Annotated in this window: 16 protein-coding genes; 9 read left to right on the plus strand and 7 right to left on the minus strand. The window is 55.6% G+C overall.

Going from position 1 to position 23,110, the window contains the following annotated elements; translation table 11 throughout:
* Positions 1–51: 51 nt before the first annotated feature.
* Both CEE69_RS25355 and CEE69_RS25360 read right to left on the minus strand, forming a co-directional pair.
* On the minus strand, positions 52–1,611 hold the full coding sequence (locus tag CEE69_RS25355; protein WP_099263393.1) for a circularly permuted type 2 ATP-grasp protein: 1,560 nt from the start codon (positions 1,609–1,611) through the stop codon (positions 52–54).
* A gap of 248 nt (positions 1,612–1,859) precedes the next feature.
* On the minus strand, positions 1,860–2,714 hold the full coding sequence (locus CEE69_RS25360) for a metallophosphoesterase (protein WP_099263416.1): 855 nt from the start codon (positions 2,712–2,714) through the stop codon (positions 1,860–1,862).
* 182 nt (positions 2,715–2,896) lie between these two features.
* Between CEE69_RS25360 and CEE69_RS25365 the strand changes: the two genes are divergently transcribed.
* The 3 genes from CEE69_RS25365 (at position 2,897) to CEE69_RS25375 (ending at position 6,805) form a co-directional block, all read left to right on the plus strand.
* Positions 2,897–4,534 (plus strand): outer membrane protein assembly factor BamB family protein, encoded by a 1,638-nt coding sequence (locus CEE69_RS25365; RefSeq protein WP_099263415.1) that lies wholly within the window; start codon positions 2,897–2,899, stop codon positions 4,532–4,534.
* Entirely contained in the window at positions 4,531–5,283 is a 753-nt protein-coding gene (bshB1, locus tag CEE69_RS25370; protein WP_099263394.1) for a bacillithiol biosynthesis deacetylase BshB1, read from the plus strand. The genes CEE69_RS25365 and bshB1 overlap by 4 nt, the downstream gene beginning before the upstream one ends.
* A gap of 97 nt (positions 5,284–5,380) precedes the next feature.
* On the plus strand, positions 5,381–6,805 hold the full coding sequence (locus tag CEE69_RS25375; protein ID WP_099263395.1) for a hypothetical protein: 1,425 nt from the start codon (positions 5,381–5,383) through the stop codon (positions 6,803–6,805).
* A 71-nt stretch (positions 6,806–6,876) separates the two neighbouring features.
* Here the strand turns inward: CEE69_RS25375 and CEE69_RS25380 are convergent, their stop codons facing one another.
* A complete protein-coding gene (locus CEE69_RS25380; RefSeq protein ID WP_099263396.1) occupies positions 6,877–8,424 on the minus strand; it encodes a sialate O-acetylesterase in 1,548 nt (515 codons plus the stop codon).
* A gap of 160 nt (positions 8,425–8,584) precedes the next feature.
* On the opposite strand from CEE69_RS25380, the gene CEE69_RS25385 reads away from it, so the two are divergent.
* From CEE69_RS25385 to CEE69_RS25395, 3 genes are all read left to right on the plus strand, one after another.
* Positions 8,585–9,178 (plus strand): sigma-70 family RNA polymerase sigma factor, encoded by a 594-nt coding sequence (locus tag CEE69_RS25385; RefSeq protein ID WP_199169943.1) that lies wholly within the window; start codon positions 8,585–8,587, stop codon positions 9,176–9,178.
* Positions 9,175–12,807: a PSD1 and planctomycete cytochrome C domain-containing protein gene (locus CEE69_RS25390; RefSeq protein WP_099263398.1), complete on the plus strand. Its 3,633-nt coding sequence runs from the start codon at positions 9,175–9,177 to the stop codon at positions 12,805–12,807. The genes CEE69_RS25385 and CEE69_RS25390 overlap by 4 nt, the downstream gene beginning before the upstream one ends.
* A 66-nt stretch (positions 12,808–12,873) precedes the next feature.
* Positions 12,874–14,364 (plus strand): DUF1501 domain-containing protein, encoded by a 1,491-nt coding sequence (locus CEE69_RS25395; RefSeq protein ID WP_099263399.1) that lies wholly within the window; start codon positions 12,874–12,876, stop codon positions 14,362–14,364.
* Here CEE69_RS25395 and CEE69_RS25400 read toward each other — a convergent pair.
* Positions 14,354–15,724 carry an O-antigen ligase family protein gene (locus CEE69_RS25400; protein ID WP_233215627.1) on the minus strand — a complete coding sequence of 457 codons (1,371 nt, stop codon included), beginning with the start codon at positions 15,722–15,724 and terminating at the stop codon, positions 14,354–14,356. The genes CEE69_RS25395 and CEE69_RS25400 overlap by 11 nt on opposite strands.
* Before the next feature lie 92 nt (positions 15,725–15,816).
* On the opposite strand from CEE69_RS25400, the gene CEE69_RS25405 reads away from it, so the two are divergent.
* Together CEE69_RS25405 and CEE69_RS25410 are read left to right on the plus strand one after the other, a co-directional pair.
* Positions 15,817–16,146 (plus strand): ArsR/SmtB family transcription factor, encoded by a 330-nt coding sequence (locus CEE69_RS25405; RefSeq protein WP_099263418.1) that lies wholly within the window; start codon positions 15,817–15,819, stop codon positions 16,144–16,146.
* 93 nt (positions 16,147–16,239) lie between these two features.
* The gene (locus CEE69_RS25410) at positions 16,240–17,346 is read left to right on the plus strand and encodes a CobW-like GTP-binding protein (RefSeq protein WP_233215628.1); all 1,107 of its coding nucleotides are present in this window, start codon (positions 16,240–16,242) and stop codon (positions 17,344–17,346) included.
* 36 nt (positions 17,347–17,382) lie between these two features.
* Here CEE69_RS25410 and lhgO read toward each other — a convergent pair whose 3' ends face one another.
* The gene (gene lhgO / locus CEE69_RS25415; protein ID WP_099263401.1) at positions 17,383–18,654 is read right to left on the minus strand and encodes an L-2-hydroxyglutarate oxidase; all 1,272 of its coding nucleotides are present in this window, start codon (positions 18,652–18,654) and stop codon (positions 17,383–17,385) included.
* Positions 18,655–18,796: 142 nt separating this feature from the next.
* On the opposite strand from lhgO, the gene CEE69_RS25420 reads away from it, so the two are divergent.
* Positions 18,797–20,116: an HD-GYP domain-containing protein gene (locus tag CEE69_RS25420; RefSeq protein ID WP_099263402.1), complete on the plus strand. Its 1,320-nt coding sequence runs from the start codon at positions 18,797–18,799 to the stop codon at positions 20,114–20,116.
* A gap of 25 nt (positions 20,117–20,141) precedes the next feature.
* Here CEE69_RS25420 and CEE69_RS25425 read toward each other — a convergent pair whose 3' ends face one another.
* Both CEE69_RS25425 and CEE69_RS25430 read right to left on the minus strand, forming a co-directional pair.
* Positions 20,142–22,637 (minus strand): glycosyltransferase family protein, encoded by a 2,496-nt coding sequence (locus CEE69_RS25425; RefSeq protein WP_099263403.1) that lies wholly within the window; start codon positions 22,635–22,637, stop codon positions 20,142–20,144.
* A complete protein-coding gene (locus tag CEE69_RS25430; protein WP_233215629.1) occupies positions 22,585–22,980 on the minus strand; it encodes a PEGA domain-containing protein in 396 nt (131 codons plus the stop codon). The genes CEE69_RS25425 and CEE69_RS25430 overlap by 53 nt, the downstream gene beginning before the upstream one ends.
* Positions 22,981–23,110 lie beyond the last annotated feature (130 nt).

Consider the following 23,110-nt stretch of genomic DNA (forward strand, 5'->3'; position numbering starts at 1 on the left):
AACGGATCAAAGCAGGGTTGCCATCGTGGCCGACCAAACCCTGCCCAAGTCTTAAACCCGCGCGATGGCTTCACCAGCTTGGGCCACCACCCACGTGTCCTTGCTGCCGCCACCTTGGGACGAGTTCACGACGAGACAGCCCTTCTTGAGCGCCACACGAGTCAAACCGCCTGGCAGAACCCAGACGTCATCCGGACCATCACACAGAATATAAGGTCGCAAATCGACGTGACGTCCTTCCAAATGATCGCCCACCATGGTCGGAACCCTGGACAATTGCAGGGTTGGTTGAGCGATGTAATTGCGAGGATTCTCGATGATTTTCTCGGCGAATTCTTGGCGTTCTTCTGGTGTCGCGTGCGGACCAATCAAGATGCCGTACCCGCCCGATTCGCCCGCCGCTTTCACGACCAACTCGTCCAAGTGATCCAGCACGTAAGCGCGGTCTTCTTCTCGGTCGCACAAGTAAGTTGGCACATTGGATAGGATCGGTTCTTCGCCAAGATAGTATCGGATCATCTCCGGCACATATGCGTAAACCACTTTGTCATCAGCAACACCGGTACCAGGTGCATTGGCCAAAGCCACATTGCCGGCACGATACGCCGACATCAGTCCGGGGACACCCAACACTGATTTCGGGTTGAACACTTTCGGATCCAAGAACGTGTCATCGACGCGTCGATAAATCACGTCCACGCTTTGAAGGCCATCGGTCGTTCGCATGTAGACACGATCGTCCTTGACCAACAAGTCTCGGCCTTCGACCAGCTCGACGCCCATCTGGTGAGCCAGGTAAGAATGCTCGTAGTAAGCGCTGTTGTAGACTCCCGGTGTCAGAACAACCACGTTGGGATTCGTGATATGGGCGGGTGCCATTCGGCGAAGCATCTGATAGAGCCGTGCGGGATAGTCGCTGACCGGGCGGACCATCGATGCCGTGAAGGCTTGCGGGAAGTTTCGCTTCATCACCGAGCGGTTTTGCAACACATACGAAACACCCGATGGGCAACGCAGGTTGTCTTCCAATACGAACACGTTGCCGTCGTTGTCGCGAACGAGGTCGGTTCCCGTGATGTGGCACCAAACGTCGTGTGGCGGACGAAGGCCTCGGCACTGAGGCAAATAGGCCGGGCATGAATCCACGATTGACGCCGGAATGATGCCGTCTTCGATGATTTTTCGTTCGTTGTAGATGTCCGAAAGAAATCGGTTGAGCGCGCGAATGCGTTGCTTCAGTCCGCTATCGATGTGCGTCCAAACATCGGGCGCGATGATTCGCGGAACGATGTCGAACGGCATGATTTTTTCGGTACCAGCCGAATCGCTATAGACCGTGAACGTGATGCCCATCTGGTACAGGGATCGTTCGATCGCCAACTGTCGACGATTCAGCTCACCCGACGGCAGCCGGTTGATCAAATCGACCAGTGCGACGGCATCGGGCCGCGCACAGGCATCTTGATCCACCACTTCATCGAAGAACGATCCCGTCTCGTAACCGTCCAAACAAGGAACCGGCCCCGACTGAGATTGCATCTGTCCGTTTTGAGATTGACCGGCCTGAGCCTGAGCCAACTGCGACTGAGTTTGTTGCGGCTGATTTTGCATGGAGCAATCTACCGGTTCGCGTTCACGAAACCGGCCAACAGAGTAAACACGACGACACTCATCCCTCTCAACCACCGAACAATCGGTAGGGGTTCACGGTCAGTCCGCCTCTGACTGATACGCTGCAGTGTATCTCAACTGATGGTGCCAATGAAACGACTTGACTGTGACGATCTCGAAGGAAGGTCAGATTTCCACCGCGAAGCATTAGCAGTGCGGTGAATGCCATAAACGAACGTATGAGTCACTCAAACACTGACCGAAACCGGCAGAACCACGGGTTCGAATTTCACGTGTTTGACCGCGGCGCCGGCGTTGTAAAAGTCAATCCCAGCGACATGGACACCACGGAGGCACCGGTGAGTGTGACCAAACACGACTTGGCCAATGTTGTGGTGCATCCAATCAGGTTGTTGCCTCGCCCAGTGAAGCAAACGCAAACAAGTCGACCGGCGACGATGTGCCACTCCCGCTGCGGCCAAATGCAATCGCGCGGTCACCGCAGCGTCGTACAAACCGTTTTGTAGATTGGCCGGCGAGGTGGCTGGTTCGTGAGCCCAACGGTTTCGATATTGATCCAGTCCGACAGAATTGCGACCACCCTCGATCACGTCGCCGTGGACCATCAATGTGTCGGCCAGACGAATCGCATCCAATCCCACATAAACGGAACCCGGTCGCATCGGCAGCCGAATGTGCTGAGCTGCCCCCGTCGAGTCCGAGTTGTCCCCATTGGTATCGCTCGGCGACAAGTTTTCGGGCTGAGTGTGCGGAAGAGCCCACTGATCCAGCGACTCGCGAAAAGCGGCTTGGGCGTCGTGATTGCCGGTGAGATAAACGAACGTCTTCTCCGGAAATTCAGCTCGCCAGGCTTCCAACCAATCGATCGCGGCTTTGCGAGACACATCGCCGCCACCGATCCGACTCCAGCAAAAGTCGAACAGATCGCCGCCCCATACGCAGACGTCCGAGGCCTCCACCGCCCGTCGAATTGTCGCTTCATGCCGCTCATAATTGCAGCGTGAACTGAACAGATGCAGATCCGAGATGAATGCCAGTTGAAGCGGATCGGTAGGATCAGACTCGGGAACTAATTCCGCCAACCTGGGCGGCGTGTTACCGTTCTCCGATAGTTGTTTTTTCCTACGCTTCAACATTTCTCTCTCGCAGTGTTTGGTCGACCATGACCGTGACTCCTCCCGATTCGACACCCTCGGATTCTGAACCAACAGGTTTCGAACCCGCGAAAACCGTGCCTACTAAAGTAACCGCCGTCCGCCGCCATGTGCTGAAGGCTTTGGTCGCCCTGATCGCAGGCATCATTGTCGTCGGGCTGATTCAGTCCCGAGCCCACGAAACCGACTATCAAAAAGCTCTGCTGCAAAGTTTGGCGGCCGGAGGATTCGCGTTGCTGGTCGTGTTGTATCAGCTACAGCGAGCCAGCGCAGCGGCGGCACTGGCGTGGTTGGTGCCGGCCAGTTGCTTGGCGATGGTTCTCGCAGCTGTCACTTTTCTTCGATTCGAGAGTTTTTCGGGTGAGATGGTTCCACGCTTTTCATGGCGATTCGGCAGCGCGGAGACTCCCGATCTGAAAGTCACCCCGCTGGCTCAAACTGACTCCGATGAACCAACCGTCGAATCGGAAGGCCTTGCCGAAACCGGCTCGTGGTTGGAATTCCTCGGGAACAATCGCACAGGAATGATGCCAGAACGCGAGTTTGCCATTCCAACATCCGCCGATGAGGTCAATCGACGTTGGGACATTGGCATCGGAGAAGGATGGTCTTCATTCGCGGTTTCCGACGGCATCGCGGTGACCCTGGAACAACGCGGTGAGATGGAATGCGTCACCGCCTACCGACTGTCCGATGGTCAATTGCTTTGGTTGGTCGAGCACAAAGCGAATCACTTTCAAGCACTCGGCGGCGGCGGTCCGCGATCGACTCCCGCGATTGTTCCCGCAACCGAGTTGTCGCCCGGCAGGGTCTACGCCCAAGGTGCCGCAGGAACGGTTTGGTGCCTGCGACTTTCGGACGGCGAAATTCTTTGGCAACGCGATCTACTGGAAATCACCGGCTGGACGCTTTCGAATTCTGAGAATGCCATCTCATGGGGACGGGCTGGGTCTCCTTTGATCGTCGACAACCTGTGCGTGCTACCGCTCGGCGGCCCCGATTCTGAATCCGATGCAGGCCGGTCGCTCATCGCGTTGGATGCCGCCACCGGCGAAACACGTTGGCGTTCCGGCGAACAGCAGATCAGTTACGCCTCCCCGATGGTCATGACCCTCGGCGGCAAACGACAAATCGTGTCCGTCAACGAAGCCGACATCACAGGTCACGACATCGCATCGGGAAAAGTCCTTTGGTCATTCCCCTGGGAGGGCAAATCAAACTCCGGTGCCAATTGCGCCGCGGCGATCCCTGCCGGCGAAGACCAATTCGTAATTGGCAAGGGCTACGGTGGCGGAAGCTCACTGATTCAAGTTTCCCAGGCGGACGACACCTCGAGTTCCGATGAATCGTCATCGAAGCAGGAGAAGTTTGTCGCCACAGAACTTTGGCATTCGTCACGAGTCTTGAAGACCAAGTTCAATCACACGTTGGTTCGAGACGGCATTGCCTACGGGCTGAGCAACGGTGCTTTGCAGGCGGTCGAAATCGAATCCGGCGAACGGCTGTGGGAACAATCACGTCGAGATCGGCTCGGACAAGGGCAAGCTGTTTTGGTCGAAGACGTCTTGGTGGTGCAAGGAGAAGAAGGAGAGGTCGTGCTGGTTGCCGCCGATCCAGATGATTACCGAGAGTTGATCCGCATTCCAGCTTTGCAACACAAGACGTGGAACATTCCTACCGTGGTCGACAACCTCATTCTCGTACGCAACGCTCATCAAGCCATTGCATTGGAGCTACCTCAACGATGACCGTCACTTCCTCCGTGTTCACGGACTCTGATCCCTATCCTGATCCAGACAAGATCGAACCACTCGATTTTTTGGTCGTCGCACCTCATCCTGACGACGCGGAGTTGGGCATGGGTGGAACGATCATGCGAATGATCGACGAAGGAATGCGAGTCGGAGTGTTGGACCTGACCAGTGGCGAACCGACACCCCATGGAAGCCTTGAGATCCGAAAGCGTGAAACGGCCCGAGCAACGGAAATCATGAAGTTGACTTGGCGGGGCAACGCGGGGTTAACCAACCGAGCCGTCGAAGCCACCCTGCCCGCTCGAGAACACATTGCTTCTTTCGTTCGGTGTTTGCGACCGCGATGGTTGTTCGCACCCTATCACGAAGACGCTCACCCAGATCATGTTGCTGCGACTCAGCTGGTCGAAGCCGCACGGTTTCATTCCAAGCTCAGCAAAACGGCGATGCCGGGTCCGCGGCATCATCCCCAGCGGATTTACTATTACTTTTGCATTCACCTGCGTTTGGCGGTGCAACCCAGCTGGATCGTCGATATCTCTGAACAGTGGGACCGCAAACTCGAATCGATTCGTGCTTACGAAAGCCAGTTCATCACCGGTCGCGACCCGGGCCCGCCGAGCCTGACCGATCGATTCCGAGACGATGCGGCTTACTGGGGTCGTTTGATCGATCGCCAGTACGGCGAGCCGTTTGCAACCAAAGAACCTCTTGCGATGACCAGTTTGCGAGACTTGCTCTGAGAGCCCGTGTCGTTCCCAAATTGCATTTTGTCATCGGCGGATTAGCCTGTTCTCGAGAGCGACGCGCTCCATTTTCTTTGACGCTTGAGTTTCCAAAATGCCTGCACAGGAATCAGACGAGCCGCTGTTTCCTTTGCCGCTGACGCCGTTGGAAACCTTCTTCGTCCTGGATGAAAAAGAGTCTTGTCCGAGCGCCATGTTTATCGAGCTGCAATTCTCGTCACCTTTGCAGCTACCCACCTTGCAGAACGCGTTGGACGAGACGGTGAAAGATCACCCGTTGCTCGCTTGCAAACTGGTGCGTGAAGGCGAGCGGTTTTTTTGGCATTTTGATCCAGATCTGGCACCGCAGGTACTAACCAACGATGACCTGCCATTGACCACCGGACCCGCTGACAATCCCCAGACACAACCCTTCGATTTGTTTCGTGAGTCAGGATGTCGCTTCTGGTACGTTCCCGAGGAAACCGGCAGTCGCCTCTATGTCCAACTGCATCATGCTTGTGGCGATGGCGTGGGAATGCGGCAAGTCCTTCTAGAGACCCTCACCCGTTATGCGCAGGCAACGGGCGATCCAGAGTGCGGAAAAACCTCTCGAAAATCTTCGCGGTCCGCGCCCGATCCAGAACGTCTTCGCGATCGAAACGACTTCTCCGAGTTGCTTTCTAAACCACCCAAACGTTCGTTGACGACTTGGGATCGAATTCGGAATGCCTACTACTTCCACTTCCAACGTCCCGCGGTTCTTTCCAAACCCCGAGGGTTTGGCTCTGCATCAACCCAGCAAGCAATTGAGTCGCAGGCAATCAGCCAACCCTTGCGACATATTCTGTTCAGCAAGGAAGAATCAGCCTCGATTGAGAAGGCTTGCAGCAACGCGTCCATCCGAGTCAACGACCTTGCCATCGCGATGCTGTTCCAAACCTTTGAGCAATGGGAACAAACCCATGGCGGCGGCAAAGCGATTCGCTACCGAGTGATGATGCCGGTCGATTTGCGATCTCGAAGAGACTTAGATCTGCCCGCAACCAATCGGCTCAGCTTCGCTTTCTTAGGACGACGCAAAGACCAATGCCAGGATATTGAGGCACTCGTTTCCAGCGTCGCGGACGAAGTGGTGGCAATCAAGGAAACCCGCGTGCACATGGATTTTCTGGATGGTTTGGCTGCGGCGGTTCAACACCCACGTTTCATGCGGTGGGTGATCGATAAAAGTCGTCACATGACCACCAGCGTGCTCACCTACACCGGTGATCTTTCGCGAGGAATGAAAAAGTTCTTTCCGGAATCGGATGGACAACTCCAGATCGGCGACGCTTACCTTCGAAACGCGCTCGGATCGCCCCCAGCACGGGAGGGAACCAATATCGCTCTGGGCATCTGCATCAATTGGGGCCAGATCTGCATCTCCGCCTCCTGGAACCGCCAAGCCTGGGACGCAGCCACCACCGACCAATTCTTAGAAATGTACGCGAACAACTGGCGATCCTGGTTGCAGCAGCGAAACGAGATCTCCAGTTGAAACAAAAAACCCGCCCAAGCAAGAGACTTGGGCGGGAGAAGTCATTCTGTTACCGGACGATTCCGTACCACTCACTTCTTTGGTTGGGTGACGCCTGGCCAGTCGTCGGTTCGGAAGGGGGTCATTGGCAGGCCCTCTTTGCTTTGCACGTTACTGATCGGGTTGTCGGCCCAAGCGTAGCGAACGGAAGCTGGTTTTTTGACCGAGTCGGCTGAGACTTCGATGGTGTCCTTGCCGACGATCTTTGCCTTCGCGTGTACGAACTTTTGATCTTCGCCCGCGATTGTGAACCCGATCAATTCGCGAACGTCGAATGTGTCCAATCCACCACCGACGTGATCGAACTTGACGATTGCTTTGTTGTCCTCGAACTTCACATCGCGATAGGTTGGGCTTCGATAAGGAATGTCGTAGCCATAATCCTTCGCGAGCGCCCATCGTGCCAATCGTTTGGCCACGTCCTGTTTGTTCTTCGGGTGAATGTCAGCCGATTCGCCCAAGTTCAAAATCACCGCTTCGCCGGTGTTCGGCAAACGCGACATGGTCATCGTTTGCGCCTCGCGAAGTTCGGCCCAATCACTGTCGGCGGGCTCTTCGACTTCCGAACGAAAGTCAGCCAATTGCACCCAGTAAAATGGGAAGTCGCCCTGTCCCCATTTGTCGCGCCAAGTTTGAATCATCAGCGGGAACAAATCACGGTACTCGTAAGCTCGTCCCGCGTTTGATTCACCCTGGTACCAAATTGAACCACGAATCGTGTAGCCGATCGTCGGCAGCAACACGCCGTTATAAATGTTGGCAGGACGATGATTGCCGGCGGAGTCATCCCGTGGTCGTCGAGGTGCGTTGCCTTTGCGACCATCGGCCACCCATTTTCGATGCTTCTCTTCCCACGATTTCAACAGCGCGTCGTAGTCGTAGTTTGCCATTCGTTTGTCCCAACCCGCCAACAAGGATTCGTACTTGTCGTCGGCTTCCAAGACATCACGAGGAACCCAAGCTTCGGCCGCCGATCCGCCCCAGGCGTTGTCGATCAAACCAACCGGCACATCCAAGGTTTGGTGCAGTTGCCGGCCAAAGAAGTAACCCACTGCGGAAAAGCCTTTGACGGTCTCTGGCGTCGCAGCGGCCCAATTGCCTTTGAAGTCTCGCTGGGGCTCTTGCGTCCCGACTTGAGGCACGGAGATCAAACGGATCTCGGGGTAGTTCGCGGTCAGGGATTCCAAGTCAGCATCATTGGCACTTTGAACGGCCCAGGCCATGTTCGATTGCCCCGAGCAGATCCAGACTTCGCCAACCAGGACATCGGTGAACGTCTTGGTCTCGTCCGCCTTCACGGTCAAATCGTAGGGTCCGCCGGCAGGAAGGGCTGGGACGGAAATGTCAAACCGTCCTTCGTCGTTGGCTTTGCCTTTGGCCGCTCGATCGCCCAGTTGAACGCTGACCTCTTGGCCGGGTTTGGTCCAGCCCCAAATGTGAACGGGCTCATTTCGCTGCACGACCATCGAATCGCCAAAGATCGCCGGCATCATCAATTCCGCCTGGACGGTCGAGCCCGTCAGACAGCTCGCGATCGCGATTCCGGCAAGTAAAAACCGGGTGAAAAGGGGTGTTCTCATGGTGGGAACTTCTCCGTGGGAGGGAGGGAAGGTGGGAAAGTCTGCAGCAGCATAATCGCTTCTTCACCCCAATTGGGCTTGGGACCGATTTCACAAAAGTGTGAAAATTCCGAGTAAAACGAAGCGTGTTGGCAACATTACCTGCTGGAGACCCAATGGTTTGACTCGTTCCTGCAAGGCTTTCGAAGACCTGCTTCAGCAGGCTCAACGTCCGGTGCTTGGTCATTTGATCAGGCTGACCGGATCGGTCCACGCTGCGCAGGACTTGCTGCAATCAGCGAATGTGACCGCGATGGAAAAACAAAACACGTTTGAACCGGGAACCAACTTCGTTGCCTGGTTGATCCAGATCGCCTGCAACCACCATCGCAATCAGGCTCGCAAACTTGCCTCCTCGCGGTCTGTGGTGCTGATCGACGATCAACTCCACGAAGTCATCGAACGACGGTACCGCGAACGAGTCGAACAACAGCGTCAGCACAACGATTGGCAACGCTTGAAGCATTGCGTGGAACAACTGCCCGACCATCAGCGTGAACTGGTCAAGCTCTTTTATTTTGATGGACAAACGTTGAACCAATTGGCCGAACACACCGGACGCAAAGCCAATGCAATCGGCCAAGCCCTTCACCGGGCTCGCCAACGTTTGATTCGCTGCGTTCAACGGAACCAAGATCCGACGGACACCGAGTCCATCGACGTCGAGCTTCTCACCGATCCTCCCCTTTCTCAACAAACAGCGGAAACCCCATGAGTTCCCGGGAACGAATCGATCAATTGCTGACCGCTCACTCAGCAAACGAACTGACGGCCGAGGAAGCCAGCGAACTGCGCGGGATCTTGATGTCCGACAGCGATGCCTTGGACCACTACCTTGATCTTTGTGCTTTGGACGAAGCGTTGGTTTCGCAAAATGCGTTCGCAACGCCAATCACACGTTCGCCAATCGCATCCCAACACTCGAGCATGCGTCCGTTCCTCGCCTGGTGTGCCGCCGCCTGCGCATTGGTCGTTTTCAACATGCTTTGGTTGCAGAACTGGACTGCATCGAACCGCTCACCTGTGGCGATGGTGGATGAAATCGTGACCTCATCCCCTGAGGTCGATCGAACGACGACCCAGACCACCAATCACTCCGACGGCGGGCGTTCCTCCGACCGACGTACCCCCAATCCTTGGAAGGTCATCAATTCCTCTGGTTCGATGAACCATCCCGCGTTGACCGCCGTGTCGATTCCTGAATTCGAATCCGTTGCCGATCGCAAACTGAAATTCAATCGCGATATTCGTCCGATTCTTTCGGAAACCTGCTTTCACTGTCACGGTCCCGATGAACATGGTCGTCGAGCAGACTTGCGACTGGACACACTGGAAGGCGCCACGGCAGATCTCGGCGGCTACCAACCCATCGTGCCCGGCGACCTGGAAGACAGTGAAGCCTGGAAACGAATCATCAGCGAAGATCCCGACATGCTGATGCCACCACCGGAATCCCACCTGGTTTTGACGCAGGAACAAAAGACGTTGCTCCAGCGCTGGATTGAAGAAGGCGCCGCATACGAAGGCCACTGGGCGTTCATTCCACCGACCATGCCCGAAATCCCAACGGTTGATTTCACCGAGGAAGATTCCACCCAAAATTGGGCTCGCAATGAAATTGATTTCTTCGTGGCCCAGCGCTTGGCCGAAGCCGGTTTGGCACCCTCACCGGAGGCCGACGCGAAAACGTTGATCCGTCGACTGAGCTTTGACTTGATCGGTTTGCCGCCCACCCCCGAAGAAGTCAACGCATTCGTCCGCGACTACCAATTGCACGGTGAAACCGCTTACCAAGAAACGATCACCCGGTTGTTGAGCTCGCCACATCACGGCGAGCGAATGGCACTCCCGTGGCTCGATCAAGCTCGCTACGCCGACACAAACGGTTATTCGATCGACGGCGGTCGTCACATGTGGCTGTGGCGTGACTGGGTAATCCAGGCCTACAACGACAACATGCCATTCGATCAGTTTTTGACGGAACAACTCGCGGGTGATTTGCTTCCCAATCCAACCGAGTCGCAACTGATTGCGACAGGATTCAATCGCAACCACATGATCACACACGAAGGCGGCACGATCCCCGAGGAAAACCTCACCAACTATGTCGCTGATCGGGTGAAAACAACCAGTGAAGTATTCCTGGGTTTGACGATGGGTTGTGCCCAATGCCATGACCACAAATACGACCCCATCTCGCAACGCGAATACTATCAGTTTTTCGCGTTCTTCAACGAATTGCAAGACAACGGGTTAGACGGAAATTCGGGTCGCAATGCGTCTCCAAACGTCATGGCCAAAACGGTGCTGCAAACTGACGAGTTGCCGCAACTCGAATCAGAACTGGAGCAACTACGTGCGCAACTGGCGGAAACCACGGAAGGTTTGGAAGCTTGGTTGGAATCGCAACGACAGGAAGAAGCATCACGCGGTGACCAGTTTCGGTATGTGCCGATCGAACTGCTGGATGTTTCCTCGCCCAACCTTCGCGGTGCGATGGAGTTTGATGCAAACGGCACGGTGAAGCTCGCTCAACCCAGCGGCGGATTGAGTGGGATGAGTCACTCGCTGCGGTTGTCGGCGGATAAGCTGTCCGATGGATCACCGATCACGGGCCTTCGTGTCTCCTTTCACCCGCGACCCGGTCCAGCCAAACCCGCACAAGAAGCAAACAAAGAAGACGCGGCCAAGCCGACCGAACCACCGATGGTCCTCACGCCCTTTGACGAGGGGGTCCCCAAGGTCACCACCGTGTTGATCTCGGCAACGGAACAACCGGCGGACCAAGTTGATTACCACCGTCAGCTCTCATTCCACAAAGTCACCGCGAGCACTCAAGCTGAAGGACACGCAGCGGAATCAATCCGGGACGAAAGCAATGAACGTTGGTGGCAACCTGCCACCGGCCAATCAGAACAACATCTCACAGTGACTTTCGATCAACCGATCGATCCTCAGACGACACCGTACCTGAGCGTGCTGTTGGTCTTTGGCCAAGGGAAATCACTTCCGTACGAATGGCAAATCCAACCGTTCACCGGCAATGACACCGACAGTCTCTGGAGTGATTCGCTGGTCGATGCCATTCAAACTCCGTCCGACGAATGGGACGACACCACACGACAAACGGTCCTCAAAAAGTTTCGTCAAACGAGCGATCAGCTCCAACCGTTGCGAACCCGGATCAGCAACCTCGAAGAACGTCGTGATGTGTTGACCGGAACTTTCTCGACCATGGTGATGAACACCGCCAAGAAACCTCGCGAAACGTTTGTGCTCGACCGAGGCCAATACGATTCGCCCACGGATCGGGTCACTCCAACGACACCCAGGGTGCTACCTGGACTTGCCGATGAAAATGACAAAGCGGACCGATTGGACTTGGCTCGTTGGCTGACAAGTCCCGATCACCCACTCACCTCTCGCGTCGCGGTCAATCGTCTGTGGTCGCTGTTCTTCGGCACGGGGTTGGTCGCGACCTCGGCGGACTTTGGATCGCAAGGCGAATACCCCAGTCACCCGGAATTGCTGGACTATCTCGCGACACACTTCTTTGAGATTGGCTGGAACCAACAACAGTTGATTCGCGAAATGGTCAGCAGTGCGACCTATCGTCAACAATCTTCTGCCACACCGCAACAGATCGAACTCGATCCGAAGAATCGGTTGCTCGCACGCGGGCCTCGGTTCCGTTTGCCCGCCGAATTCATTCGCGATCAAGCTCTCGCGGTCAGCGACTTGTTGGTGCCTCGTGTTGGCGGACCAAGTCTGCAACCTTACCAACCACCGGCACTTTGGAAAGAAGTCAGCCACTTCGGCAGCACGCCCGCGACCAAACAAGTCTTCGTGCAAGACCACGGTGAGAAGCTGTATCGACGCAGCCTCTACACGTTTGTCAAACGAACCAGCCCGCATCCGGCGATGGCCGCCTTCGATGCACCCAGCCGTGAACTGTGCACGATGGATCGCGGCGTGACGAACACGCCCATCCAAGCACTCGTGACCCTGAACGATCCACAGTTCGCCGAAGCCGCTCGGGTCTTGGCCGAACGCTTGCTGAGCGAATCAGCATCAACGGACACGTCGGTCACAGACGCCCGACGCATCGATCAAGCTTTCACCCGAGTCGTCGGTCGATCCCCCAACGACGAAGAACGTGACGCTGTGTTGTCACTGTTGCAAAGCGAACGCGAACGATTTGCTCAATCGCCCGAGGACGCTTTGGCTGCGGTCTCGGTCGGCGAATCACCTCGCTTGGAAACACTCGATCCCGCTGAACATGCGGCCTGGATGCAAATCGCCACGCTGCTGCTGAACCTGAGCGAAACACTGACTCGACTTTGAGCAGCCTGTTCCGCAACCCTTCCCCATCATCGATCCGACGCACGCCACCTCGAAACGCAACTTCCTATGAACCAATCATTGATTCACGAACTTGGATTGCGACAATCGCAAATGATGACTCGCCGGTCGCTGTTCGGCAGCTCCGCCGCGGGTCTTGGTGCGATGGCACTGGGCAAGCTGTTGGCATCCGAAGCCAACCCTCACGCGGCTGCCTCTGGCGATCCGATCCAAGCGAATCTGGCCTCGGGATTGCCACACTTTGCCCCCAAAGCCAAGCGGGTCATCTACCTGTTTCAGTCCGGCGGACCAAGTCACATCGACCTGTTTGATCACAAGGATGAACTGGAACAACTGCACGGCACGGACCTGCCCGATTCGGTTCGCGGAGGACAACGACTGACCGGCATGACGTCGCGCCAGAGTCAATTTCCGGTCGTCAAACCTTTGTGGGGCGGCAAACGTTGTGGCCAGCATGGAACGTGGGTTGGCAATTTGTTGCCGCACTTGCAAGAGATCACCGACGACATCTCGATCGTGCGTTCGATGTGGACCGAAGCGATCAACCACGACCCGGCGGTGACCTACATCAACACGGGCTCTCAACAAATGGGGCACGCGTCGATGGGAGCTTGGCTGAGCTATGGGTTGGGATCCGAAAATGAAGACTTCCCCGCCTACATGGTCTTGCTCAGCCAAGGCAGCGGGAAGAATCCCGGCCAGCCCCTGTTTTCGCGGTTGTGGGGCAGCGGATATCTGCCGTCTAGCCATCAAGGCGTGATGCTGCGTCCGGGAGCCAACCCGGTGCTGTATCTCAAGAACCCCGATGGCGTTTCGCGAGACTCACGTCGAGAACTCTTGAACACGCTGGGACGGATGAACCAAATGCACTCGGAAGCCACGGGCGATCCGGAAACGCTGGCCCGTATCGAGGCCTATGAGATGGCTTATCGCATGCAGACGTCCGTGCCTGAACTGACCGATGTTTCCGACGAACCTGAATCCACGTTTGAACTGTACGGGGAAGACGCCCGGCGTCCCGGTTCATACGCCGCGAATTGTTTGCAGGCTCGACGCATGGCCGAACGCGGCGTGCGTTTCATTCAACTGTTCCATCGTGGATGGGATCAACACATCTCGATTCGCAATCAGTTGCCACGTCAATGCAAGGATGTCGATCAAGCTTCCGCCGCGTTGGTCCAAGACCTCAAACGATTGGGAATGCTCGATGACACCTTGGTGATTTGGGGCGGTGAATTTGGCCGCACCGTTTACAGCCAAGGACAACTGGAAAACCCCAGTTCCGGTCGCGATCACCACGGGCGTTGCTTCACCACTTGGATGGCTGGCGGCGGCGTGAAAGCTGGTTTTGACTACGGCACGACGGATGAATTTTCCTACAACATCGTTGAAAACCCAGTCCATATCCGTGACCTCAATGCAACCGTGCTGAATCTTCTGGGAATCGATCACGAACGGTTCACGTTCAAATTCCGGGGCCTCAGTCAACGACTCACGGGCGTCGAGGAAGCTCACGTCATTCGAGATCTCATTGCGTGAGATCACCAACCAATTGCTCTTCCGATTTCGACATCTCAACCGACGCGGCGAGCAGCACCAACAACCACAACAGCGTCGAAGCAAACGGGAATGTTTCGAACGCGGTGTCTTCGAACAAACCTGAAACACAAATGTATGCGGCGATCCCGCGAAACATTGGATCGACCACCGTGAAGGCGTGATAAACCGTCCACGCGATCAGCACCGCGACACAAATTCCGGCAAAGATGCCCGCTGAAAAAAGTGCGTGCAGCAACAAGTTGTGCGTGTGATGCGAGAAATCTTCCAACAACAATGGCGCGCTGTTCAATCCCCATCCGGTCAACGGTCGTTGAGCGATGTAGCGAATCGCCTCCGCCCAAATCTCCGTTCGCCCAGTTACCGACGTCAGTTCCTCCACATCGCCAGTCTTGGTACCAACAGCGACCACGCGACTGCTGACATCGGAACCTTCCGACAACAAGCCAATCGTCAGCATCAACAAACAGACACCCATCACCCCGCACAAACCAAGAGCCAACCCACGGCGGTTGGTTAGGCGATCCATCATCACGGCCAAGACCGATGCGGCACACGAAACGAGCGCAGTCCGACTCATCGATTCGAATATTGTGGCGGAGGAAATGACGAATACGAATCCCATCGTTGCGATCATGGTTGGGGTGAGGGGACGGGTTCTTGTTCGCCAAAGCCCCAAACAAACCAGGATCGCCAAGGCACCGATGCGACCGAGCGAGTTGGGGTGTGCCGTGCTGCCCATTCGTTCGATGATCAGTGTCTGCCCAAGTTCTTCTTGATAGACCGCCGTCTCACCGCCACCCAGATACAAACACCACGCCGCGATCAGGTGCAGCACCAACCCGACAAGCACACACTGCAGCGACTGTCGCAAAGATATGAACTGCAACGTGACCGCAATGAAAACGATGTAGAGGCAACTGATCATCGCCGCAGCGCGAGACACCGTTGCCGCAGGGCCATACGCCGCCGCGCTGGTCACCAAAAAGACGCCACCTAGCGCCACCAAAATCCAACCTGGAAATTTCGCCAGACGCTGACGGACCGGTGGGCACAACATCCAACCGAGCACTGCAACGAACCCGACCGCTCCGGACAGAAGCAGTTTCATCGCCACTTCCATCGTCAAACCTGCACCCGCCGATCCAGCGGGTGTTGAGTCGGATTGGTCCAGCGGATTTAGCGCGGCCGCGAGCATCAACAGCAGCGGGCACGCTAGCGCAAACGAGCCTTCCAAAACACCGTGTTCTGAGTTCGGTGATGGCGTTAGCGGTTCCACGTGTTCGTCGAAATCTTGGTCAGTGGGTTCTTCCAAGAGCGACGTTTCTGCCGGGGGGGACATGATCTCACTCTAGTTCGCCCTGCGACGATTGCCACGATCGAAAGATGACGCGATCGAATGTCGACCATGGATTTTTCTCTTACAATTCGGCCATGACCACTCCACCATCCGAACCGAATGAGTCGCAGTGTGCGGGCTACTTGAAGGCACTTGGCGACCCTCTGCGTCTGCAAATCGTGCGTGCTTTGCAGAGCGGCCCGCTGAGTGTTTCTGACCTGGCCATTTTGGTGGAACAAGAAATCGGCACCGTCTCGCACCACTTGCGAGTCCTCTTTCACGCCGATTTGGTGCAGACCCAGCGGGAAGGGAAGTTCATCTATTACTCGCTGAAAGAAGGCATGCTGCCCAGTCGTGGCAAGTCGAAGCAAACCGCGTTGAACCTCGGTTGCTGCAAACTCGACATGGGCCCGATGATTGACTGACGTTCTAACGATCGTCAGAATGTCGGATTCACGTTTTCGCGATCGACTGCCGCGTTTGGTCGGTTCCCAACATCAAAACCATGAGACTCACCGATGCCCCAGCCCATTGAATTCATCATGATCGGCGGTTTTTTGGGAGCCGGCAAAACCACGCTCATCGCTCGCTTGGCGAAACAACTGCAATCCGAAGGCAAACACGTTTGCATCGTAACAAACGATCAAGCCGCCGGTTTGGTCGACACGCAGTTGCTGAAGAGCCAAGGGTTGGAAGTCAACGAAGTCGCAGGGTCCTGTTTCTGTTGCAACTTCGATGGTTTGACCGACGCCATGGAAGAATTTGAGAATCGCCAACGTCCCGACGTCGTTCTCGCGGAACCAGTTGGAAGCTGCACCGACTTGATTGCGACCATCGCGGTTCCGATGATGGAACGTCTTGGCGGAAAGTTTGTGCATCGTCCCTATGCCGTGGTTTTAAAACCCAATCATGGAAAGAAGATTCTGTCGGGCGTCGGTGGAGGATTTTCCGAGAAAGCCGAATACATCTTTCGCAAGCAACTTGAAGAGTCCGAAATCATCCTGCTCAATCGCATCGATGAATTGTCCGACGAAGACGTGCAAGCGCTCAAGGAACAGTTGAACGAGCAGTACCCAGGTCGCAAAGTCATCCCGTTGTCGGCCAAGACCGGCGAGAATTTGGATGTGCTGTACCAAGCCTTCCAAGGCGACGCGGCTCCTCGCGAATCGATGATGGAAGTGGACTACGACGTCTATGCCGATGGTGAAGCAGAACTCGGTTGGCTCAATGCAACGGTGAATTTTCGGAGCGAAGATTCGTTTGCACTCGATGACCTCAGCGTGGGATTGGTTGATGAACTGCGACAACGTTTGTTGGCCCTGGGTGCTGAACCGGGACACTTGAAAGTTCTCTGCAGCGACAACGAGGCGGACGATCAACCGGTCAGCGTTGCCAACTTGATTGACAGTGATTCGCAAACCGTTTTGTCGATTGCATCCGAAACCAACTCACGCTCCGCCAACGCAATCATCAACGCTCGGGTTCGGTTGGCGCCAGAATCATTGACCGAAGAAGTCCAACAGGTTGTCCAGTCGGTGGCGGCTCGTTTGAACGCTGAGACCGAAACGACCCAGCTCGACAGTTTCCGTCCCGGTCGTCCGGAACCGACCTACCGCAGCGTTTAAGAACGCGGAAGCGGGTCCCGAATTCATCGTTGCCATTCAGGCGTTTGGATTCTGTTTCTGATGCTGTTCGATCACCCGACGAGCGATTGCCAGCGATGCCGTCGCCGCGGGGCTGGGGGCGTTCAACACATGCGTCACGTTGGGCGTCGATCGAAACAAGAAGTCGTCGACCAATTCACCGTTGGCTCGCACCGCTTGGGCTCGCACGCCAGCTCGGGCGGGGATTAGGTCCGAGGCTCGCAGCTCAGGGATCAATTTTTGAAGGGCGGACACAAAGGCGGACTTTCGTAGCGAACGATTCATTTCGCCGAGGCCTTTCCGCCAATGCTTCTGGATCAATCGACGAAAGCCGCTGTACCCCAACGTTCGTTGCAAATATCGAACATCGATGTCACGCCATCGGTAACCCTCTCGAGCGAGAGCCAACACCGCATTGGGACCACACTCGACGTTTCCATCGATCATCCGAGTGAAGTGCACACCAAGGAATGGGAACGCGGGATCCGGAACCGGGTAGATCAAATTGCGACACAAACCGCGTCTTTCAGGCCGCAGCTCATAGTATTCGCCCCGAAACGGAATGATTCGAACTTCCTCAGACGATGATTCTGTATCTGAACGGGAGGCATCGGATTCACTTTGCCGAACCAGCGTGTCGCTGTGCAGCCCCGCGCACGCAATCGCCGATCGGGCTCGGATATCAAACTTCCTGCTTGATTGATTGTGATCAACACCAGCTAATCGAACGCCGGAGTCATCCGCGTCCAAGCGTTGGACCTGAAAACCCAATTGGACGCTGCCACCCATCTCTTCGATGCAATGCCGATAAGCGTCGCAAACCGACCGGTAATCCACGATGCCCGTTTCGGGGACCACGATCGCATCAACACCCGCAACAGAAGGCTCGAGTTGCCGTAGTTGGTCGATTGTGATCCGTCGAAATTCCACTCCGTTGAGGTCCGCTCGCTCGATGATTCGTTCCAACGAACTCAGCTCGCTAGGATCGGTTGCGACGACGACTTTTCCGCATTTTTCCCAGCGAATCCCGTGTTTTTCGCAGAATGCTTCGAGTTTGGTTTTGCCCTCCCGGCACAACAAAGCTTTCTCACTACCGGGCTGATAGTAGATCCCTGAATGGATGACACCCGAGTTGTGCCCACTTTGGTGTTGGCCGACCCGAGCCTCTGTTTCCAGCACCGTCACACGACTCCCGGGACGGGTTTGCAACCAAGTCATCGCGGTGGCAAGGCCGACGATTCCCCCACCAATGACGGCCAAATCGCGGGCGGGGCTGAACGAGTGTTTCATAAAATTTGCGGAAGACTCCCACCCAAGCTCAGTTTGAAACCTAGATTTAGAGTATCGGGTGGGGCCGCATGCACGGGCAGCATTGAATTTGGACTTGTTCGATCGTACTCCACGAAGGAGCCAAAAATGAACTGGGCACAATATGAGTTCCGCTACCTCTAACGCGAATATGAGCAAGAACACTGTTCTTGTCCCCGTTGACGATCTTCAGGTCGGTGCGATTTGTCGTACACCGATCGAAGACGAGATTGGTCGACTGCTACTTGGTACTGGCACACGAATCACAAATGAAGTGATCGATGGCCTGCGGGAACGCGGCATCGAAGAGTTGACGGTCAATGCTGAAGAAGCCGATGGGCTGAGCAATCGTTCCAATTCCTCCGCAGTCAAAGCGAAACCGAAAAACACTCGAGACAAGGACGCGTCGCATGCTCCGGGACGAGATCCAACAAAGTGGATCAAGGGAGTGCCGTTGAAAGACGCTTTGGTCAATCGTCACCACGAGCCCATTGATCTCACTCGCCGACGAACGTTGCAAGGCCATGTCAAAATGGCTCGTAACAAGTTCGAAGAAATTCGGTTGGCATTGACCGAACAGAAGATGCAAACGGTCGAAGCGTTGTCGGACCTGTCCGGTGCCTTCGCGTCCGCGATGGTCGACGACCACGATCAAACCGTGGGCGAAGTTGTCGCCAGCAACACCGAAATGTCGCTGACCGACCGCAGCGTGAAAATGGGCGTGTTGGGCATGGCCATCGGAACGGAACTCGACTTGGATGGTCCATCCGTGTTGGAAATCGGCATGGCCGGTTTGTTGCATGACATTGGTTTGTATTCCATGGACCCCGCCTTCAGCTTGCCTGGCCGTGGTCCGTTTTCGGAAGAAGAAGGTTGGGAATACCGCAAACACCCCGTCGTCTCAGCGAACAGTCTTCGCGAAGTGTCGGACATTCCTCATTCGGTTCTGTTGGCAATCGAACAAGTCCACGAACAATACAACGGATCGGGATACCCGTTCGGATTAGAAGGCAAACGGATTCACATCTACGCACGCATTCTGAACGTTTGCGACACCTATCTTCGTTTAACGCTGGGTACCGGTTTTCGAAAGGCACTGGTGCCTCACGACGCTTTGGGATTCATTCTGCATCAAGCTCGCTACGGAAGCTTTGATCCACAAGTCATCCACGCGTTGTTGCGAACGAAGTCATTGTTCCCCCTTGGCAGCCGCGTCGAACTCACCAATGGAAAATGGGCGGACGTGATTCGCCGACCGGTGGAAGGTTACGCTTGCCCCGTGTTGCAGCTTTCCGACGGTGAACGATTCGACATGTTGGAAAACCCTGAAGAAGCGGTTCAGCCGAGCTGTGATCCTCAACGCAACCAAGGCCGACTTTCAATCGAAGCGATGAAAAACATTCGTTGGAATCCTGCCGACGAGTTGTTCTTCGACGCGGAGTGATCTCGCGAAAATTTGATTTGGTCATTCAGCTTGCTGAGCCCGTCATCCTGCCCGGGATGGACTGCGTGAACCACATGCGAATGAAAGAATTAATCGAAAGGACTGCGATGATCAACCCTCCCAACATCCAAACGATCACTGCCACGTTGTGCCCCGGGGGAGAGTAGATCCAACGGATCGTCCAAGATCCGGGCGGACACCAGACTCCTTGTGCGACGCCATCCGCATTGAACACGGTGCCCGGAATCGTTTCGATCGAGCAGTCCTGCGAAATCAATTCTGCCCTCCATCCACCGTCCTGGTAAACACGCCGCGACACAAAGGTGTCGTCGATTGCTCCCGCAGACATGGCGGATGATCCCACCGCGATCAAGTCGACCTGTTCGCCTGACTCGGATGCGGTTTCTATTCGAACTGGCCATGGAACATTGGGCTCCGTGACAACTTGATTGTATGGATGGAATCGCAAGTCGGTCGTTCGCCATACATGGCTGTGACCATCCGAAGTTCGTGATCCTCCCACACCCAGCCAAGCCGCCGTTTGTTGCCAATCGATCGGATCGTCTCGATCACGAACCGTGTTCCAAAACTGGTCAATCGCCCAGGGCCGGATGGAGACAATGCTGTTGAAGACAGCTTCCTTCTGCGTCAAATGCCAACGACCGTACCATCGCCGGCGGTCGTGAACTTCCATCGCCAACAAACGCTGCGGGTCTGACCTCGTCGCCCAATCAGCCGGGTATTCACCTTGACCCGCTGTCCGGATCCAACGACCAACTTCGGCGGTGTTTGAGGTCACATGGTCAAGCTCTTGCCAAGCCTGACGCTCCGCATTTCGATTGATCGTCGGTACTAAGTTCCAATGAGCGACCATCAAGTCACAAGCAATCAGAGCAACCCAAACCCAAGATACCGTTCGGCGAACAAAGAGAGCCTTCCAACAAAGGCCCATCGCGATGATAGTCGTGGCGATGATCCAAGTATGAGCCACACAAGCGAGCCATCCATACCACGCAACGTCGGTTTGAAACGGTCCCCACACCGCATCGATCGGTGCCGACTTCACTGATGCCATCGCGGACCAAACTCCGACGCTAGCGAGAACCGATGCCAATGTCACGCTTAGCCAAAACCAGGCGGCTTGCCACACTCCGTTGGCAAACACATCGTTCGGGTCAGATGATTCGCTGAGACATCGGAGGGCGCGTTGGCCCCCGAGTGCCGCCATCATCGCCAAAGCAAAGGTTCCAAACGGCAACCACTTCGCCGGATACCGAAACGCGTCGTAGCCCGGGACCCAATCGACCAACCATTGATACGGCACATGCCAAGGTCCATACCAACCCATCGCGGCCAAACTGGATCCCAACAAGACGAAACACCACAAGCCGGTCCCGCGAAAGCGATCTTGGTAGCTTCCGCGCAAACTCAACGCCACCAAGACCAACGTTGATAAACCGAGGTATAAACTGGGAGTCCACAACGCATCGACCGGGCTGAGGTCTCCACCAAGAAACAACGGCCGGTCCCAGCGATGGTTCACCGGCCACGGAGATCCAAACAACGATGGCATCGCCAACTCCAACCATCGCCAGGGTGCAATTGAAAACGCGAACGATTGTGTTTCATTCAACTCCGACCAAACACGACCACTGTGACGAGCCCAGTTCACCGATGCCCATATCTGAGGTGCAGCTAAGACAGTGGCCGTCGCCGCAATTCCAAACATCCGAGGTGCCCGGAGAAGCAGACTGGGCCACGCCTTTCGATCACGAAGATTTCGAATGACATCGACGATCAGCCAGAGTCCGGCAACGATTCCGACATGAAACGCTGTTTGTGGATCGCCACCCAGCACCATCATGGCCATAGCGATCGACGGTAATTTCCAACCGCGCGCTTTTGAGTGGACCAAAGGCACCAGAGCAAACGGCAACCACGCCGCACCAACCAGAAAAGGTGGATTGGTTGCGAGAAACAAAACGCTTCCCGACAGCGGATAGGCCAGCGACGCGATCGTCGAGCACGCAGGTTTGCATCCGAGATACCGAGCCGCCCAATACGCCGATAACGAAGCCAGAATCAAATGCAACGTCACATACCAAGCCAGTGCTAACGATGCGTCTTCAGACAGATCGTTGGGCGATGCTGTTTCGTTCGTGGAACGATCTACCAGCAACGGTATCGAATAGATCAAATGCCGAACCGGATAGTAGACCGCCGTCGTGGTCTCACCTGCCAATGGCATCCCAGTTTGATCGAGCGGGTTCCACATCGCTGACCAGAAAAACGTCAGCGGTCGCTCGGCGCATCGCTCGCCGACGTATTGATACAGCGGCGTGTAGAAATGGCTGACGTCACGAAACGCCAAACGATCGCGGCCCGACAATACCGAGGCCATCAACACCACGATGCAAAGCGGACCGATGAGTGGCCCGATCAATCTCGACCAATGAGAATCGGTCGAATCAACCTTGAGGGATGATGCCGCTTCGCGATTGATTGCGGAGGGCTTCGGCACGATTCAAGACATCCTCGGAGGGTTCGATCACTTGAGGCACCAATTCGATATCGATGATCCGCTCATCGCGAATTTCACCGGGCCAAAGCGTTTCGCTCACGAAGTCCAAAACTGGCAATTGGTACCATGGCGGTTTGATCTTGCGCAGAACAGTCTCTGTTCGAAAGCCCTCGCGTTCGATGCGAACCTCACGCGTGCCATAGTATTCAAAATTGGTGGCCGCTGGAGAGGTTCCAATCAATTGGTTGTCGATCGAGACCGTTGCACCTGGAGGACTGGTCCGCACCGTCATTCGTCGACGCACGCATCCGGTGCTGAGGACGAACAACATCGCGATCGCCACCAGAGTTTTCGCGTGGGAACAGAAAGATTGGATACGGGTGGCCAAAGCGTGAAACTCAGCAGTTCCAGAATGCGGTCAGGAAACCAACCATTTGCCGGTCAGTCCAATCGAACGAAAGGGCGACAACGCG

This window comes from Rhodopirellula bahusiensis, assembly GCF_002727185.1.
Classification (GTDB): domain Bacteria; phylum Planctomycetota; class Planctomycetia; order Pirellulales; family Pirellulaceae; genus Rhodopirellula; species Rhodopirellula bahusiensis.

Bases quoted from the DNA above. Each gene is read 5' to 3' on its own strand.
- lhgO (WP_099263401.1), bottom strand. From the start codon at position 18,654: ATGAAACACTCGTTCAGCCCCGCCCGCGATTTGGCCGTCATTGGTGGG.
- CEE69_RS25420 (WP_099263402.1), top strand. From the start codon at position 18,797: ATGAGTTCCGCTACCTCTAACGCGAATATGAGCAAGAACACTGTTCTT.
- CEE69_RS25405 (WP_099263418.1), top strand. From the start codon at position 15,817: ATGACCACTCCACCATCCGAACCGAATGAGTCGCAGTGTGCGGGCTAC.
- CEE69_RS25410 (WP_233215628.1), top strand. From the start codon at position 16,240: ATGCCCCAGCCCATTGAATTCATCATGATCGGCGGTTTTTTGGGAGCC.
- CEE69_RS25375 (WP_099263395.1), top strand. From the start codon at position 5,381: ATGCCTGCACAGGAATCAGACGAGCCGCTGTTTCCTTTGCCGCTGACG.
- CEE69_RS25390 (WP_099263398.1), top strand. From the start codon at position 9,175: ATGAGTTCCCGGGAACGAATCGATCAATTGCTGACCGCTCACTCAGCA.
- CEE69_RS25400 (WP_233215627.1), bottom strand. From the start codon at position 15,724: ATGTCCCCCCCGGCAGAAACGTCGCTCTTGGAAGAACCCACTGACCAA.
- CEE69_RS25380 (WP_099263396.1), bottom strand. From the start codon at position 8,424: ATGAGAACACCCCTTTTCACCCGGTTTTTACTTGCCGGAATCGCGATC.
- bshB1 (WP_099263394.1), top strand. From the start codon at position 4,531: ATGACCGTCACTTCCTCCGTGTTCACGGACTCTGATCCCTATCCTGAT.
- CEE69_RS25355 (WP_099263393.1), bottom strand. From the start codon at position 1,611: ATGCAAAATCAGCCGCAACAAACTCAGTCGCAGTTGGCTCAGGCTCAG.
- CEE69_RS25395 (WP_099263399.1), top strand. From the start codon at position 12,874: ATGAACCAATCATTGATTCACGAACTTGGATTGCGACAATCGCAAATG.